At 71.9% G+C, this 14,878-nt stretch carries 13 protein-coding genes; 9 read left to right on the top strand and 4 right to left on the bottom strand.

Features of this window, described 5'->3' with window-relative positions:
• The first annotated feature begins 351 nt into the window (after positions 1-351).
• The 4 genes from scpB (at position 352) to Pka01_RS00245 (ending at position 4,590) form a co-directional block, all read left to right on the top strand.
• Positions 352-936 (top strand): SMC-Scp complex subunit ScpB, encoded by a 585-nt coding sequence (scpB, locus tag Pka01_RS00260; RefSeq protein ID WP_373318087.1) that lies wholly within the window; start codon positions 352-354, stop codon positions 934-936.
• Entirely contained in the window at positions 933-2,972 is a 2,040-nt protein-coding gene (locus Pka01_RS00255) for a pseudouridine synthase (RefSeq protein WP_203880468.1), read from the top strand. The genes scpB and Pka01_RS00255 overlap by 4 nt, the downstream gene beginning before the upstream one ends.
• A 112-nt stretch (positions 2,973-3,084) precedes the next feature.
• The gene (gene aroH / locus Pka01_RS00250) at positions 3,085-3,444 is read left to right on the top strand and encodes a chorismate mutase (protein ID WP_203880467.1); all 360 of its coding nucleotides are present in this window, start codon (positions 3,085-3,087) and stop codon (positions 3,442-3,444) included.
• 51 nt (positions 3,445-3,495) lie between these two features.
• Positions 3,496-4,590: a prephenate dehydrogenase gene (locus tag Pka01_RS00245; RefSeq protein ID WP_203880466.1), complete on the top strand. Its 1,095-nt coding sequence runs from the start codon at positions 3,496-3,498 to the stop codon at positions 4,588-4,590.
• Between the two features lie 116 nt (positions 4,591-4,706).
• On the opposite strand, the gene Pka01_RS00240 is transcribed toward Pka01_RS00245, so the two are convergent.
• A complete protein-coding gene (locus Pka01_RS00240) occupies positions 4,707-6,863 on the bottom strand; it encodes an MMPL family transporter (RefSeq protein WP_203880465.1) in 2,157 nt (718 codons plus the stop codon).
• Positions 6,864-7,020: 157 nt separating this feature from the next.
• Between Pka01_RS00240 and Pka01_RS00235 the strand changes: the two genes are divergently transcribed.
• The 5 genes from Pka01_RS00235 to Pka01_RS00215 all read left to right on the top strand — a co-directional run bounded on the left by Pka01_RS00235 (position 7,021) and on the right by Pka01_RS00215 (position 12,086).
• Complete coding sequence (locus tag Pka01_RS00235) at positions 7,021-7,650, top strand: MerR family transcriptional regulator (protein WP_203880464.1); 630 nt, start codon at positions 7,021-7,023, stop codon at positions 7,648-7,650.
• Positions 7,651-7,802: 152 nt separating this feature from the next.
• Positions 7,803-8,450: a (d)CMP kinase gene (gene cmk / locus Pka01_RS00230; RefSeq protein ID WP_203880897.1), complete on the top strand. Its 648-nt coding sequence runs from the start codon at positions 7,803-7,805 to the stop codon at positions 8,448-8,450.
• Between the two features lie 26 nt (positions 8,451-8,476).
• The gene (der, locus tag Pka01_RS00225; RefSeq protein ID WP_203880463.1) at positions 8,477-9,937 is read left to right on the top strand and encodes a ribosome biogenesis GTPase Der; all 1,461 of its coding nucleotides are present in this window, start codon (positions 8,477-8,479) and stop codon (positions 9,935-9,937) included.
• A 263-nt stretch (positions 9,938-10,200) separates the two neighbouring features.
• Positions 10,201-11,448, top strand: coding sequence for a sensor histidine kinase (locus Pka01_RS00220; protein WP_203880462.1), 1,248 nt, complete (start codon positions 10,201-10,203; stop codon positions 11,446-11,448).
• Positions 11,439-12,086, top strand: coding sequence for a response regulator transcription factor (locus Pka01_RS00215; protein ID WP_203880461.1), 648 nt, complete (start codon positions 11,439-11,441; stop codon positions 12,084-12,086). Before Pka01_RS00220 ends, Pka01_RS00215 begins: the two co-directional genes overlap by 10 nt.
• Before the next feature lie 61 nt (positions 12,087-12,147).
• Here the strand turns inward: Pka01_RS00215 and Pka01_RS00210 are convergent, their stop codons facing one another.
• The 3 genes from Pka01_RS00210 to Pka01_RS00200 all read right to left on the bottom strand — a co-directional run bounded on the left by Pka01_RS00210 (position 12,148) and on the right by Pka01_RS00200 (position 14,875).
• Positions 12,148-13,629 (bottom strand): MFS transporter, encoded by a 1,482-nt coding sequence (locus Pka01_RS00210; protein ID WP_203880460.1) that lies wholly within the window; start codon positions 13,627-13,629, stop codon positions 12,148-12,150.
• Positions 13,630-13,636: 7 nt separating this feature from the next.
• Entirely contained in the window at positions 13,637-14,287 is a 651-nt protein-coding gene (locus Pka01_RS00205; RefSeq protein WP_203880459.1) for an LppX_LprAFG lipoprotein, read from the bottom strand.
• Between the two features lie 120 nt (positions 14,288-14,407).
• Positions 14,408-14,875, bottom strand: coding sequence for a MarR family winged helix-turn-helix transcriptional regulator (locus tag Pka01_RS00200; RefSeq protein ID WP_203880458.1), 468 nt, complete (start codon positions 14,873-14,875; stop codon positions 14,408-14,410).
• Positions 14,876-14,878 lie beyond the last annotated feature (3 nt).

Below are 14,878 nucleotides of genomic sequence, written 5' to 3'. Positions count from 1 at the left end.
ATGAGCAGCCAGCGCGATGATCAGGACGCGCCGTGGTACGGCGAACACGGCGACCAGCCGGACGACGACGAACGAGGAGTTATGGACCGCAGCGACGCCCCCGGCCCCGTAGGGCATGAGGCGAACGTGCCGGACGAGCCCGACGGCGCTCCAGGCGCGGACGCCGGCGTTCCGGCCACGATTCCGGCCTCGGTTCCAAGCCAGGTGCCGAGCAGGCTGGAGGACATCCCGGACGAGCCAGACGAGCCAGATGTGGTCGCCGGGGCCGGCGAGGACGGGCCGGACGGGCCGGACGATCCCGGCGAGGCTGCCGGGGCGGATGCGCTGGACCAGGCCGCCGGGCTCGACGAGGTGGACGAAGCCGCCGGTGAGGGCGAACCGGACGCCACGGGAGTGGGGCCCAGCCTCGGCGCGGCGCTCGAGTCGATCCTGATGGTGGTCGACGAACCCGTGGCCGAGGTCATCCTCGCCCAGGTTCTGGAGCGTCCCACGATCGAGGTCACCACGGCCCTGCGCGCCCTGTCCGCGGAATACACCGCCGCGGGGAGGGGTTTCGACCTGCGGGAGGTGGCGGGCGGCTGGCGCTTCTACACGCGGGCGGAGTGCGCCCCGCTGGTGGAGCGGTTCGTCCGTGACGGCCAGCAGGCCCGGTTGACCCAGGCCGCGCTGGAGACGCTCGCCGTGGTGGCCTACCGGCAGCCGGTGAGCCGGGCCAGAGTGGCGGCCGTGCGTGGTGTGAACAGCGACGGCGTCATGCGGACGCTGCTCGCGCGAGGCCTCGTAGAAGAGGCCGGGGTCGATCCGGAGAGCCAGGCCGTGCTCTACCGGACGACCAGCTACTTCCTGGAGAGGCTGGGGTTGAAGGAGCTCGGGGAACTTCCTGAGCTCGCACCCTTCCTCCCGGACAACGTGGACACCCTAGAGGAGCAGAAGTGAACAGCAGGCCTACCCCGTCCGGTGATGGACGCGGTCGAAGCCGGAACGCCGGCCAGCGCGGAGGAACCGGAGGGTTCGGACGCGGCGCCGGAGACGCCAGAAGAGGGTCGGGCGGCCGCTCGGGAGACTCGCCGAGAAGCGGATCGGGCGGCGGTTTCCGGGGCGGATCCCGTGGATCCCAGGGACGCCCCCAGGACGACAGGCGCGGCGGTTCCCGCGGCTCGGACACGGGCTCCGGCTACCGGCCGGACAGCGCCGGATCCCGCAGGGACGGCGGATCCCGCTACGAGGGCGGCTCCCGGTACAGCGATTCAGGCGACAGAGGCGGCTCCTACGGCAGGCCTGACGGCGACCGGGACCGCTTCAGGAGCGGCGACCGCGACTCCTTCCGCGCCGATCGCGGCGGCTCACGCGGCAGGTACGGCAGGCCGGACGGCGCCCGCGCCGACCGCCGCCAGGACGACCGCGGCGGCCGCGGCGACGACCGCGCCTTCAGTCGAGACGACCGTGCCCGTGATGATCGCGGCTTCGAGCGCGGCCCCGGCTCATCCGACCGCGGCTTCGGCCGCGACGACCGTGCCCGTGATGATCGGACTCGTGGAGGCCGTGACTTCGGGCGTGACGATCGTGGCTTCGGCCGTGACGATCGGGGCCGTGACGATCGGGGTCGTGATGATCGCGGCTTCAGCCGTGGTCCCGGCTTCGGGCGTGGCTCCGGCTCATCCGATCGCGGCTTCGGCCGTGACGACCGTGGCCGTGACGACCGTGCCCGTGACGACCGTGGCCGTGACGATCGCGGGTACGCGCCGCGCGACGACGTGCGCGCCTCCGGCCGGGACGGCGGTCGTGACCGGCGTGGCCAGGGCGAGAGCCGGGATCGGCCTGACGACCGGCGCGGCGGCGGCCGTCCGTCCGGGCAGGACAGGCCGGGACTGCGGGCCGACCGTGGTGGCGCCCGCACCGGCTACTCCCGCAGGAGCGACCGGTCGGACGAGGTCCAGACGCTCGGCGAAAGCACCCGCGGCGGCTCCCGCCGCGACGGCGCCGGACGGAGCGGCACGGGCGAGCGCGGCGGCGGCACGCGGGCCCGCTTCGGCAAGGACAGCTCGCGCCGCGACCTGCGCCGCGGCGCGTCCCGTGGGGGCAGGCCGGAGGCCAAGCCGTACGGAACGCGCGGCGGCGCCCCGGCGGGCGCGCGCGGCGGGGCGGGGAAGGCCGGCGAGAACCCGTTCAAGACCTCCCGGCAGCCGCTGCGCGACCCGGACTTCTACGACGCGGACTACGTCGACGAGCGCGACACCACGGAGGTGCCGGGCGGCGAGCGGCTGCAGAAGGTCCTCGCGCAGGCCGGCATCGCCAGCCGCCGGGCCAGCGAGGAGATGATCGGGGACGGCCGGGTCACGGTCGACGGCCAGGTGGTCCGCAGGTTCGGGGCCAGGGTCGACCCGGTCAAGCAGGTCATCCACGTCGACGGCAAGCGCATCCCGACCTCGCCCGAGCTCGTCTACTACGCGCTGAACAAGCCGATCGGCGTCGTGAGCACCATGGAGGACCCGGACGGCCGTCCGTGCCTCCAGGACTACGTCCAGGACCTCAACACGCGGCTGTTCCACGTGGGACGTCTGGACACCGAGACCGAGGGCCTGCTCCTGTTCACCAACGACGGAGAGCTCGCCCACCGGCTGACCCACCCGAGTTACGGCGTGCAGAAGAAGTACTGGGCCAAGGTGCCCGGTCCCGTTCCCCGCGACCTGCACCGGGTGCTGCGCAAGGGAATCGAGCTCGAGGACGGCCTGGCCAAGGTGGACGAGTTCCACGTCGTCCAGGAGCACGGGCAGCAGGCGCTGGTCGAGATCATCCTGCACGAGGGGCGCAAGCACATCGTCAGGCGGCTGCTCGAGGCGTCCGGGCACCGGGTGATCGATCTCGCCCGCATCGAGTTCGGCCCGGTCAAGCTGGGCCGGCTCAAGCCGGGCACGATCCGGACATTGACCGTCCAGGAGGTCGGGGAACTCTACGCGGCGGTCGGCCTCTAATCCGGCCCGTCCGGCGGCGAACTTCGCGAGTCGGGCACAATGTCCTGGGAGGTCACAGTGATGGGCCGCGGCGAGCGCGCCCGTCACTGCAGTCTGGTGGGAGGGGAACGACATGGTCCGGGCCATCCGGGGAGCCATCCAGGTCGACGGCGACGATCGGAACTCGATCATCGCGGGCACGACCGAACTGGTGACCGCGGTGATGGAGCGCAACAGGCTCACGACTGATGACGTCATCAGTGTGATCTTCACGGCCACGCCCGACCTGACCGCGGAGTTCCCCGCCCTCGCGGCCCGCAAGTTGGGATTCCACGATGTCCCCCTGCTGTGCGCCTCGGAGATCGCCGTGCCGGGCGCACTGCCGCGGGTGGTGCGCCTGATGGCTCACGTGGAGACCGACCGGCCCCGCCAGGACATCCAGCACGTGTACCTGCGGGGCGCGGTCGCCCTGCGGGTGGACATCGCCCAGTGACCGGCGCGGTCGCCCGCCCGGACGAGAAGGCACGCTAGGACGACAAGAACCATGACTCCCATCGAGGGTGCGACGATCGGCAGCGCCGTCGTCGTCGGAACCGGGCTGATCGGCACGTCGATCGCCCTCGCGCTGCGTCAGCGGGGGGTGCGGGTCTTCCTCGCCGACCGCGACGCCGCGGCCGTACGGCTCGCCCGGGAGCTCGGTGCGGGGGAGGAGTGGCCGTCCGACCGGACCGTGGACCTGGCGATCATCGCCGTGCCGCCGCGGTTCGTGGCACAGCAACTGCTCGACCTGCAGAAGAACGACGCCGCGCGGGTCTACACCGACGTCGCCAGCGTCAAGGTCCTCCCGCTGGAGCAGGCCGCGCAGCTGGGATGCGACCTGTCGGTCTACGTGGCCGGGCATCCGCTCGCCGGCCGGGAGCGGTCGGGGCCCGCGGCCGCCCGCGCCGACCTGTTCCTCGGCCGCCCCTGGGCCCTGTGCCCCTCGGCGGAGACCACGGAGCAGGCGCTGGAGACGGCCCTCGAGCTGGTCGAACTGTGCGGAGGCAACTCCGTGCGGATCGGCGCGGAGGAACACGACCGCGCCGTGGCCGTCATCTCCCACGCACCGCACGTCACCGCGGCGGCGGTGGCCGCCCAGTTGTCGGAGGCGTCGGAGACCGCGCTCGGCCTGTCGGGGCAGGGCGTGCGGGACGTCACCCGCATCGCGGCGGGGGACCCGTCGTTGTGGACCGGGATCCTGGCGGGCAACGCCGGCCCGGTCGCCGAGGTCCTCGAGGCCCTGGTTGAGGACCTGTCCGCCGTGGCCCGGTCGTTGCGGGCGTTCGCGGGCGAGGGCACCGCCGTCGCGGGGGTGACGGATCTCCTCGAACGCGGCGTCCGCGGGACCGGCAGGATCCCCGGCAAGCACGGCGGCCCGGCCCGCACCTACACGGTCGTCCAGGTCGTCATCGGCGACCGCCCCGGCGAGCTGGCCAGGCTCGTGCAGGCGGCGGGCGAGACCGGCGTCAACATCGAGGACATCCGGCTGGAGCACGCCCCCGGCCTGCCCCTCGGCGCGGCCGAGCTCTACGTCCAGCCGGAGGCGGCGGCCGCGCTCGCGGACGGCCTGCGCGAGCGCGGCTGGCACCTGCCCGCCTGACGTCCGCGCTCCCGGCCGCCCGCTCGTCCACGTCGTGATCTCGGCGTTCACCGGTCCTCCGCCCGGTGATGTCGCGATCTCGGCGGCCTCTGAGCGTGCGGCCTCTGAGCGTGCGGTCACGTCGGATGCGCGACCTCGGCGGGCCTGGCGGAGGGCGGGACCGCGTGACCGTGCACCGCCGCGCCACGGCGCCGCCACCAGCGGGCGAGCGGCGCGGGCGCCCACCACGCCCACCGGCCGAGCAGCCGCATCGTGGCGGGAACGAGCAGGGCCCGCACGACGAAGGCGTCCACCACCACGGCGATCACCAGCCCCACTCCCGCCATCTTCATGAACACGATGCCGGACAGGGCGAACCCGCCCACCACCACGGCCACCAGCAGGGCCGCGCTCGTGATGACCCGCCCGGTCCGTTGCAGCCCGAGCGCCGTCGATTCGGCCACGTCGCCCGTCCGGTCGTACTCTTCCCGGACGCGTGACAGCAGGAACACCTCGTAGTCCACGGCGAGGCCGAAGGCGATCGCGACGATCAGCACGGGGAAGTTGACGTCCACGGCGCCGACCGCTTCTAGCCCGAGCAGGCCGTTCAGCAGGCCGTCCTGGAAGACGAGCTTGATCGCCCCGAAGGCCGCTCCCAGCGAGAGCAGGTTGAGCAGGACCGACTTGATCGGCAACACCACGGATCCGAGCGCCAGGAACAGCACCACGAACGACACCGCGGTCGCGAACAGGGCCATCCACGGCAGCCTCGAGGTGACCATGTCCACGATGTCCGCCCGGGAGGCGGGCATGCCGGTGAACGACGTCGTGGCGCCCTCGGGCGGGGCGACCGCGCGCAGATCCGCGACCATGCGCCGGGCGTCGCGGGACATCGGGTCCATCGAGTAGCCGAGCGTGATCCTCGCCCGGCCGCCGTCGGTCCCCGTGACGGCCGCCCCCTCGATCCCCGGCACGCCGTCCAGACGGGCGGCGTAGGCCTCGAGGGCGGCCCGGCCGGCGGGGCGGGGCGATTCGACCACGGCCGTGACCAGCTTGCCCGGGTCGGCGGCGAACCGTTCCGACATCACCTGGGTGACGACGCGGGCGTCGGCGTTCGACGGCAGGACCCAGTCGCCGGGCCGCGCCCAGTTCACGCCCAGGAACGGCAGGCCGAGGGCGCCGAGCACGACGACGATGACGACGGTGTTGCGCCATGGGCGGCGCATGACGGCGTGGGCGGTCCGGTACCACCGTCCGGCCGCGGGGTCGCCCGTCCTCGCCCTGGCCGGGTTGAGCCGCCGTCCCATGGCGGTGAGCAGCGCGGGCAGCACCGTCAGTGAGGCGAGGACGGCCACGACGACGGTGCCCGCCCCCGCGTAGCCCATCGACAGCAGGAACCGCGACGGGAACAGGGTGAGCCCCGCGAAGGACACGGCCACCACGGCGCCGGAGAACGCGATGGTGCGGCCCGCGGTCGCCATGGTCCGCTCGACCGCCGCCTCCACCGTGGCACCCGCCGACAACTCCTCACGGAACCGGGTGACGGCCAGCAGCGCGTAGTCGATGGCCAGGCCCAGCCCGAGGATCGTGATGACCTGGATGGCGAAGGTCGAGATGTCGGTGAAGAACGTGACGAACCGGAGCAGCGCCAGCGAACCGAGAGCAGCCGTGAGGCCGATGACCAGCGGAAGCGTGGCGGCCAGGAGACTTCGGAAGATCACGATCAGCAGGATCAGCAGGACGGGTATCGAGATCGCCTCCGCGATCGCCAGATCGCGCAGGGTCTGCCTGTTCACCTGGTCGGTCATCGACGTGGTGCCCCCGAACCGCACGGTGAGGCCGTCGGCGCGGAAACTGTCCTGGATCTTCCTCAGCTGCAGGACCCGCTCCTGGTCGTCGGCCGACCGCAGTTGCACCGCGGCGTACGTCGCGTGCCTGTCTCCTGACACGTACGACGAAGAGCCCGTGGACCAGTAGGAGTCGAGCCGGGTGACGTCGCCGCGGGGCACGCCGGCAAGGGCCTTCTGCACGGGACCGGCGAAGGCCGGGTCGTCCACCGTGAGCCGGTCGCTCTCGTAGAGGACGACCACATCGTTGGCGTGGCGGCCGAGCGGGCCGGCCAGGACCCTGTCCGCGTGGGCCGACGGGCTGCCCGGATCGTCGAAGCCCGCGCCGCCGCCGAGGCGGCCGAAGACCCCGGTTCCCCAGACCGCCGCGAACGCGATGATCAGCAGAGTTCCCACCATGATCCACCGGCGGCGCCTGCCGGCGAACCTGCCCAGATCGCCGAACATGAAAGCCTCCCTCATTATAGATAGTGGAAAGTATTGCTATCCATATTATGGATAGTGGCGCTATCCGCTTCGTGCGTCAAGCCGCCGGGCGCCGCGCACGCCCGTCCGTACGGCGGCCGGTCCTATCCTGGGAGCACTGCGGTGAGGGAGAGGGACGATGAGGATCGCTGAGCTGAGCAGGCGCACCGGCGTTCCGATCCCGACGATCAAGTACTACCTGCGGGAGGGGCTGGTCCCCGCCGGGGAGCGCACGGGCCCCAACCAGGCCCAGTACGGCGAGGCGCACGTCAAGAGGCTGAAGCTGGCCCGCGCCCTCGTCGAGGTCGGCGGCCTGTCGATCGCCTCCGCGCGGGAGGCGCTCCGCCTGATGTTCTCGGCGGGGCTCTCCGAGCTCGACACCATCGGCAAGGCGCAGTACGCCATGACCCCCGCGCGGGAGTACGTGGAGGACGAGGCGTGGGACGAGGCCGTGACCGAGGTGGACGAGCTGATCGCCAAGCGCGGCTGGCGGGTCAAAGCGACCAACCCGGCCCGCCGGACGCTGGCCGACGCGCTCGCCACGCTGCGGAGACTCGACCAGGACGACTACTTCGAGCTGCTGGACTCCTACGCGGAGACCGCCGAGCGGCTCGCGGACACCGAGATCGAGACGGTCGCCCGCAGGGGAGACCTCGACAGCGTCGCGGAGGCCGTGGTGGTGTGGACGGCGGTCGGCGACACCGTCGTCGCCTCCCTGCGCAGGCTCGCTCAGGAGGACAGGTCGACCCGGCTGCTCGGGAATCCCTGAACGGCCGCGCGAGCCCCGTCGCCGCCCGGTTCCCGTAGGGAGCGGCCACACTCCGATGCGTGGTTGGGTGCCGAATCCCGGTAGCCTCAGGGTCGACAGCTCGAAGGGGCGCGAAACGCAAAGGAGAGACCGTGTCGGGTCTGGTCGTCGCCATGGATGGCCCTTCGGGGTCCGGCAAGTCGAGCGCCTCCCGCGGGGTCGCGCGCGCGCTGGGCCTGCGCTACCTGGACACGGGTGCGATGTACCGCGCGATCACCTGGTGGATGCTCCAGCAGGAGGTCGATCTCACCGATCCGGAGGCGATCACAGGGCGCTCGGGCGAGCCGACCCTGATCATGAACACGGACCCGGACACGCCTGGCGTGTCCGTCGACGGCGTCGACGTGAACGGCCCGATCCGCGGGCCCGAGGTCACGGGAGCCGTCTCCGCGGTGAGCGCGGTGCCCGAGGTCCGCCGCCGGCTGGTCGCCCTTCAGCAGGAGATCATCGCCGAGTCGCTGCCCGGTGGGGGCATCGTGGTCGAGGGACGCGACATCGGCACCGTCGTGGCGCCGGACGCGCCCGTCAAGGTCTACCTCACCGCGGACGCCGAAGCCCGTGCGCGGCGCCGTACGGCCGAGCTGACCGGGACCACCGTGGAGACGCAGAAGGCCGAGATGGCGCGTCGGGACACGTTGGACTCCACGAGGAAGGCCGACCCGCTGGCGATGGCGGCGGACGCGATCGAGCTGGACACCACGCCGCTGACCTTGGACGATGTGATCGCCGAGGTCCTGCGGCTCGTCAAGGAGAGAGCCTGATCCTCTCCGGATCGGGAGAGGAAGCGATGAGCAGGGACGTGACGGGGGAGTACCGCGACGAGAGCGGCTGGGTCGAGGACGGCGACTTCGACGAGTTCTACGACGAGAGCGAGTTCTCCGAGGGCGAGTCCGAGTACGCCGACGGCGAGGCGGCAGGGCCGGACGCGGGCCCGCTCCCCGTGGTCGCGGTGGTCGGCCGGCCCAACGTGGGCAAGTCCACGCTGGTCAACCGGATCATCGGCCGCCGCGAGGCGGTCGTGGAAGACGTGCCGGGTGTGACCAGAGACCGGGTGACCTACGAGGCGACGTGGCGGGGCCGCCGCTTCACCCTGGTCGACACCGGCGGGTGGGACCCGGACGCCACCGGCATGGCTCTGCGCATCGCGGAACAGGCCCAGATCGCCGCCGAACTGGCCGACGTCGTGCTGTTCGTGGTGGACGCCAGCGTGGGCGTGACCGACTCGGATGAGGCCGTGGGTGCGGTGCTCCGCCGTTCCGGCAAGCCCGTGGTGCTCGCGGCCAACAAGGTCGACAACCAGCTGATGGAGCTGGAGGCGACCGGGCTGTGGTCGCTGGGCCTCGGAGAGCCGCAGCCGGTCTCCGCCCTCCACGGCAGGTCCAGCGGCGACCTGCTCGACGTGGTGCTCGACGCGCTGCCCGAGACGCCGCCGCAGACCTTCGGCGAGCACAGGGGCCCGCGCAGGATCGCGCTCCTCGGCAAGCCCAACGTCGGCAAGTCGTCCCTGCTGAACAGGGTGGCGGGCGAGGAGCGCGTGCTGGTCGACCCGGTGGCGGGGACCACGCGTGACCCGGTCGACGAGCTGGTCGAGCTGGGCGGCAGGACCTACCGCTTCATCGACACCGCGGGAATCCGCCGCCGTGACCGGGAGCTGAAGGGCGCCGACTTCTACGCGGCCATGCGCACCCGCGCCGCCCTGGAGCGGGCGGAGGTGGCCGTGGTCCTCATCGACGCCTCCGAGGTGCTGACCGAGCAGGACCTGCGCATCATCGGCCTCGTCATCGAGTCAGGCCGGGCGATGGTCGTGGCCTTCAACAAGTGGGACCTCGTCGACGAGGACCGGCGGTACTACCTGGAGAAGGAGATCGACCGCCAGCTCGTCCGCACACCGTGGGCGCTGCGGGTCAACATCTCCGCCAAGACCGGCCGCAACGTCGAGAAGCTGGTGCCGGCCATCGAACGGGCCCTGGACTCGTGGGGCACGCGCGTTCCGACCGGCAGGCTCAACCAGTTCTTCACCGACCTGCTGCGGGCCACGCCGCCGCCGGTGCGCTCGGGCAAGCAGCCCAAGATCCTGTTCGCCACCCAGGCGTCCACCGAGCCGCCGAAGTTCGTGCTGTTCACCTCGGGGTTCCTCGAGGAGACCTACCGCCGCTTCCTCGAGCGGAAGCTCCGCGAGGAGTTCGGCTTCGCCGGTTCGCCCATCGAGGTCACGATGAAGATCAGGGAAAGGCGCAAGAAGAAGTAGGTCGCCGCCGGAGATTCCTGTGCGGACCCTCGGGAGGGCGCCGGTTCACCGTGTGAACCGGCGCCGCTCCTATGCGGGAGCACATTCGAGGACGGCTCACAGCCGACCAGCGCCTCATCACTGTCATTGCGGAACCTCTCCGGTCCGCCCATCGAGGTCACGATGAGGATCAGGGAGAAGCGGGGGAAGTAGGGTATTCCCTACCCGGAACACTCCCGGGCGCGGGATCGATCAGAGATCGCCGGCTGCCTAGCGTTGGGGACATGCGAAGACTTCTCTCCCGGCTCGCCGGGGACACCGCCTACCTCCTCGTGGGGTTCCCCCTCGCGGTCCTCGCGTTCCTCCTGGTCGTGACGGGTCTGTCCGTGGGCTCCAGCCTGCTGGTCGTCTGGATCGGCGTGCCCGTCCTCGTGCTGACCGCTCTCGCGGCGCGGGGGATGGGCGAAATCGAGCGGATCCGGATCCGCGGCGTCCTGGGCGCGGAGGTGCCCAGGCCCCGCTACCCCCAGTCCCCGCCCGGTGCGAACTGGATCCGCAGGACGCTGACGCCGCTCGCCGGCGCCCAGCCGTGGCTCGACATCCTGCACGCCCTGGTGGTGTTCCCCGTCGCCACCGCGACCTTCTGCGTGATCGTCGCGTGGTGGTCGGCGGCGATCGCCGGAGTGACCTATCCGCTCTACGGATGGCTGTTCGCGAACATCCCGGACAACCAGGGACTCGCCGAGCTGCTCGGGTTCGGGCACGGGTACGTGCCCGAGAGCCTGATGAACGTGTTCCTCGGCGTCGTCGCGGCGCTGACGCTGTACCCGGTCGTCCGCGGGTGCGCGCTGCTCCAGGCATTGCTCGGCAGGTCGCTGCTGACCGGCGTCGCCCAGCTGCAGGAGCGCATCGAGGACCTGACCGAGGGGCGCAACGCCGCCGCCTACGCCGAGGCGAACGCCCTGCGCAGGCTGGAGCGGGACATCCACGACGGGCCGCAGCAACGCCTCGTCCACCTGGCCATGGAGCTGTCCCGGGCGCAGCGCGAGCTGGAGAAGGACGCGGCAGCCGCCCAGTCGACCATCAGCAAGGCGATCACCGCCACCAGGGAGACGCTGGACGAGCTGCGCGCGCTCTCGCGCGGCATCGCGCCGCCCATCCTGGCCGACCGCGGCCTCGCACCCGCGCTGGCCGCCCTGGCGAGCCGCTGCACGGTCCCGGTGGAGCTCGACGTCCAGACGGAGGAGCGGTTCCCCGCGCTGATCGAGAACACCGTCTACTTCGTGACGGCCGAGGCGCTCACCAACGTCGCCAAGCACAGCCGGGCGGAGATGTGCTCGGTCACGCTGACGAGGATCGGCGACACGCTGATGCTCATGATCGGCGATGATGGCGTCGGCGGCGCGCACGTCGCCAAGGGACACGGCCTGTCCGGCCTGGCCGAGCGGCTGCGCGGGGTCGACGGCGAGCTGACCGTCCTGTCCCCGGCCGGAGGGCCCACTTCGATCACGGCGGAGGTTCCGTGCGGGTAGTTGTCGCCGACGACGCCGTCCTCATCAGGGAGGGCCTGGTTCGTCTGCTCGAGGAGTTCGGCTGCGAGGTCGTGGCGGTCGTGGGCTCGGGCGACGACCTCGTCGAAGCGGTCGTCGAGCACCGTCCCGACGTTTCCGTGGTCGACGTGCGGATGCCGCCGTCGTTCACCGACGAGGGGCTGAGAGCGGCCGTCGAGGCCCGGCGCAGGATTCCCGGGGCTCCGGTGCTGATCCTGTCCCAGTACGTCGAGGTGTCCTACGCGGACGACCTGCTGGCCGACGCCAGGGGCGCGGTCGGCTATCTGCTGAAGGACCGCGTCGTCGACGTGGAGGAGTTCATGGAGGGCCTGCGCAGGGTCGCGGGCGGGGGCACGGTCTTCGACCCCCAGGTCGTGGCGCAGCTCATGGTCCGGCGCCGCCGCAACGACCCGCTCGCGTCGCTGACCCCGCGCGAGCGTGAGGTCCTCGAACTGATGGCGGAGGGCCGGTCGAACCCGGCCATCGGCCGCCGGCTCGTCGTCACCGACGGCGCGGTGGAAAAGCACATCCGCGGCATCTTCACCAAGCTCGGGCTGCACGCGGAAGACGGCGACCAGCACCGGCGGGTCCTGGCCGTGCTCGCTTACCTCCGCTCGTGAGATCGCCTGCGCTCGTGAGACCGTTTGCGCTCGTGAGCCGGCCTGCGCGGGTGAGCCGCCCTCAGGCCTGAGGCGCGCGCCGGGGCAGGGCGAGCGCCGTCAGCACGCCGGCCGCGCACAGCACCGCGGTGATCAGGAAGATCTCCGAATACTCGACGTGCAGCGCGGCCTTGACCTTGGTGGTGTACTCGGCGAGCCTCCTGGTGAACTCGGCGGCGTCCACCCCCATCGGAAGCGGGGTGTCGAGATCGGCCGTGAGCGACTGGAACCGGTGGAAGCCCCAGGCCGACAGCGCCGCCACCCCGAGCAGCATCCCCATCATCCGCGCCACCACGACCGCGGCCGAGGCCACGCCGTGCTGTACGGCGGGCACGACCCGCAGCGCCGCCGACGAGACGGGCGCGATGACGGCGCCCAGGCCGAGACCGGCGATGACGAGGTCGACGTCCACCCGCAGGCCGGCCGCGGCGAGGTCGGCGGGCCAGCGGGAGATGAGCACGTAGCCGGCGGCGGCGACCGCCATCCCCGCCGTGGCGACGGCGCGCTCGCCGAAGCGGCGGGTCAGCATGCCGCCGAGGAACGCGGCGACCGCCAGCGCGGCCAGGAAGCGGGTGAGCACGAGCGCGGCGGGCACCGTGTCCTTGCCCATGAGCGTCTGCGCGGCCAGTTGGACGTCGACCAGCGTGACCATCAGCGCCGCACCGGCGAGGAAGCTCACCCCCAGCGTCGCGAGCAACGGGCGCCGGGGGATCCCGGTGAGGTCGAGCAGGCGGACCGGCGACCTGATCTCCCAGGCCACGAACAGCGCCGCGGCGACGAGGCCGGCGGCCACACACGGCAGCCCCCAGGGCGGCAGCACGGACGCGTCCGGCGACGGGTTGTAGAGGCCCGCGACGAGCAGCCCGAGCGCGAGCGCCAGCAGGCCGCCGCCCACCACGTCGACGCGCACCGAGATCCTGCCGGTCCCGCGGGGCCCGGCCGGCACCGCCCGGTTGACGGCGATCGCGGCCAGCAGGGCCAGGGGAACGTTGATCCAGAAGATTCCGCGCCAGCCCGCCAGCGCCGCAACGCCCGCGCCGTACAGCGGGCCGAGGACGCTGCCGAGTTCCTGCGCGGCGCCGACGGCGCCCAGGGCCACCGGCCGGCCGCGCTCGTCCCACAGGTCGCCGATGAGGGCCATGGTGATCGGGAGCAGCGCCCCGCCGGCGACGCCCTGCAGCGTACGGCCCGCCACCAGGCCGGGCACGCCCGTGGACAGCGCGGTGATCACCGAACCGGCGGCGAAACCGGCCAGGCAGGCGTGGATGAGCACACGCCTGCCGTACCGGTCGGACAGCTGGCCGAGCAGCGGCATCGCCGCGATGTAGCCGAGCAGGAAGCCGGTCACGATGGGCGTCGCGCGTTCCAGGTGGTTCAGCGGGACGCCGGCGTCCCCGGCGATCTCGGTGAGCACGGTCACCACGACGTACGCGTCGAGCGCGGCGAGCAGCACCGCGGCGCCGCCCACGCCCAGGACGACGCGGCGGTTGTCCCCTGTGGTCATGACGCGGTCACGAGGCCGGGGGAGTGATCGTCACGGGAGCGTCGTAGTCGTCGAGACCCACGGTCACGCTGCCGCCCGTCATCGGCAGGTCGATCTTCATCAGCCTGCTGGAGGACTTGGCGATCCACACCGTCCCGTTGACGCCCTGCTGGACGCCGGGGACGAGCTTGACCAGAGCCTGCTGCGGAAGGGTCACGGCCACCCGGTAGGCGTCGGATCCGCCGACCTTCTCGGCTGCCTCCGACCGGACGTCCTGCGCCGCGGCGAGCAGCTGGGGGACCCCGGTGAGCACGGCCGAGGGGTCGTAGATCGCCGCGAGCTGCTCACGGGTCATCGTCTGGTAGCCGCCGGTCGCGCCCTTGAAGTGCACCGTGTCGCCGGACACGATGAACTCGAACTCCTGCAGGCCGCCGAAGTCGATCTGCAGCGAGCCCTTGGCGTCGCCCGCGCTGGTGAGAACACCCTCCGCGTGCCTGACCGGCACGGAGGGGCGGTCCTTGGTGTCGATGGTGAAGGCCACCGTCTTGACCGTCTTCATCGCCTCGGCGGACTTCGCGAGCAGATCGGGCCCGCTCGGGACCGCCGCCTCGCTGCCGGAGCTGCATGACGTCACGAGGAGGAAGGCTGCGGCCGCGGCCAGCCAGACGATTCTTCTCACACGCGGATCGTAGCGATCGCGGCCTGAACAACGGGCGATCACGGCATATCGGTTCGGCACCTCCCTCGCCGCGCGGGGCCGGGCCGCCCGTCTCCGGGGGCGCTCCGTGAGCTTTCCTGCCTATTTGACCGAACGGATCGAGTGGAGGTGATCGACGACCTGGGTGTAGATCTCCTCGACCGTCGCCACCTGCTCGGGCGTGAGCAGGTCGATGAAGTGTTCACGCACGCTGGCCACGTGGTCGGGGGCGACCCGCTGGGTGGTGTCCCAGCCGAGGTCCGTCAGCACCGCGTAGGTGCCGCGCCGGTCGTCCTCGCAGTCCTCCCGCGCGACCAGCCCCGCGGCCTCCATGCGCGAGATCTGGTGGGAGAGCCGGCTGCGGGACTGGATGGTCGCGTCGGCGAGTTCGCTCATGCGCATACGATGCCCGGGACTCTCCGAGAGGTTCACGAGGATCTCGTAGTCGTTGAGCGACAGTCCGAACGCCTGCAGCTCACGGTCGAGCTGGTACGACAGCAGACGGTGCGCGGCGAGGTGGGCGCGCCAGGCGCCCTGCTCTCGCGGGCTGAGCCAGCCGGGGTCTTCCATGGC

Origin of the sequence: Planotetraspora kaengkrachanensis (genome assembly GCF_016862895.1) — a bacterium.
GTDB lineage: Bacteria > Actinomycetota > Actinomycetes > Streptosporangiales > Streptosporangiaceae > Planotetraspora > Planotetraspora kaengkrachanensis.
The sequence above is the reverse complement of the archived record's forward strand: the minus strand, read 5'-3'. Positions and strand labels throughout refer to the sequence as shown.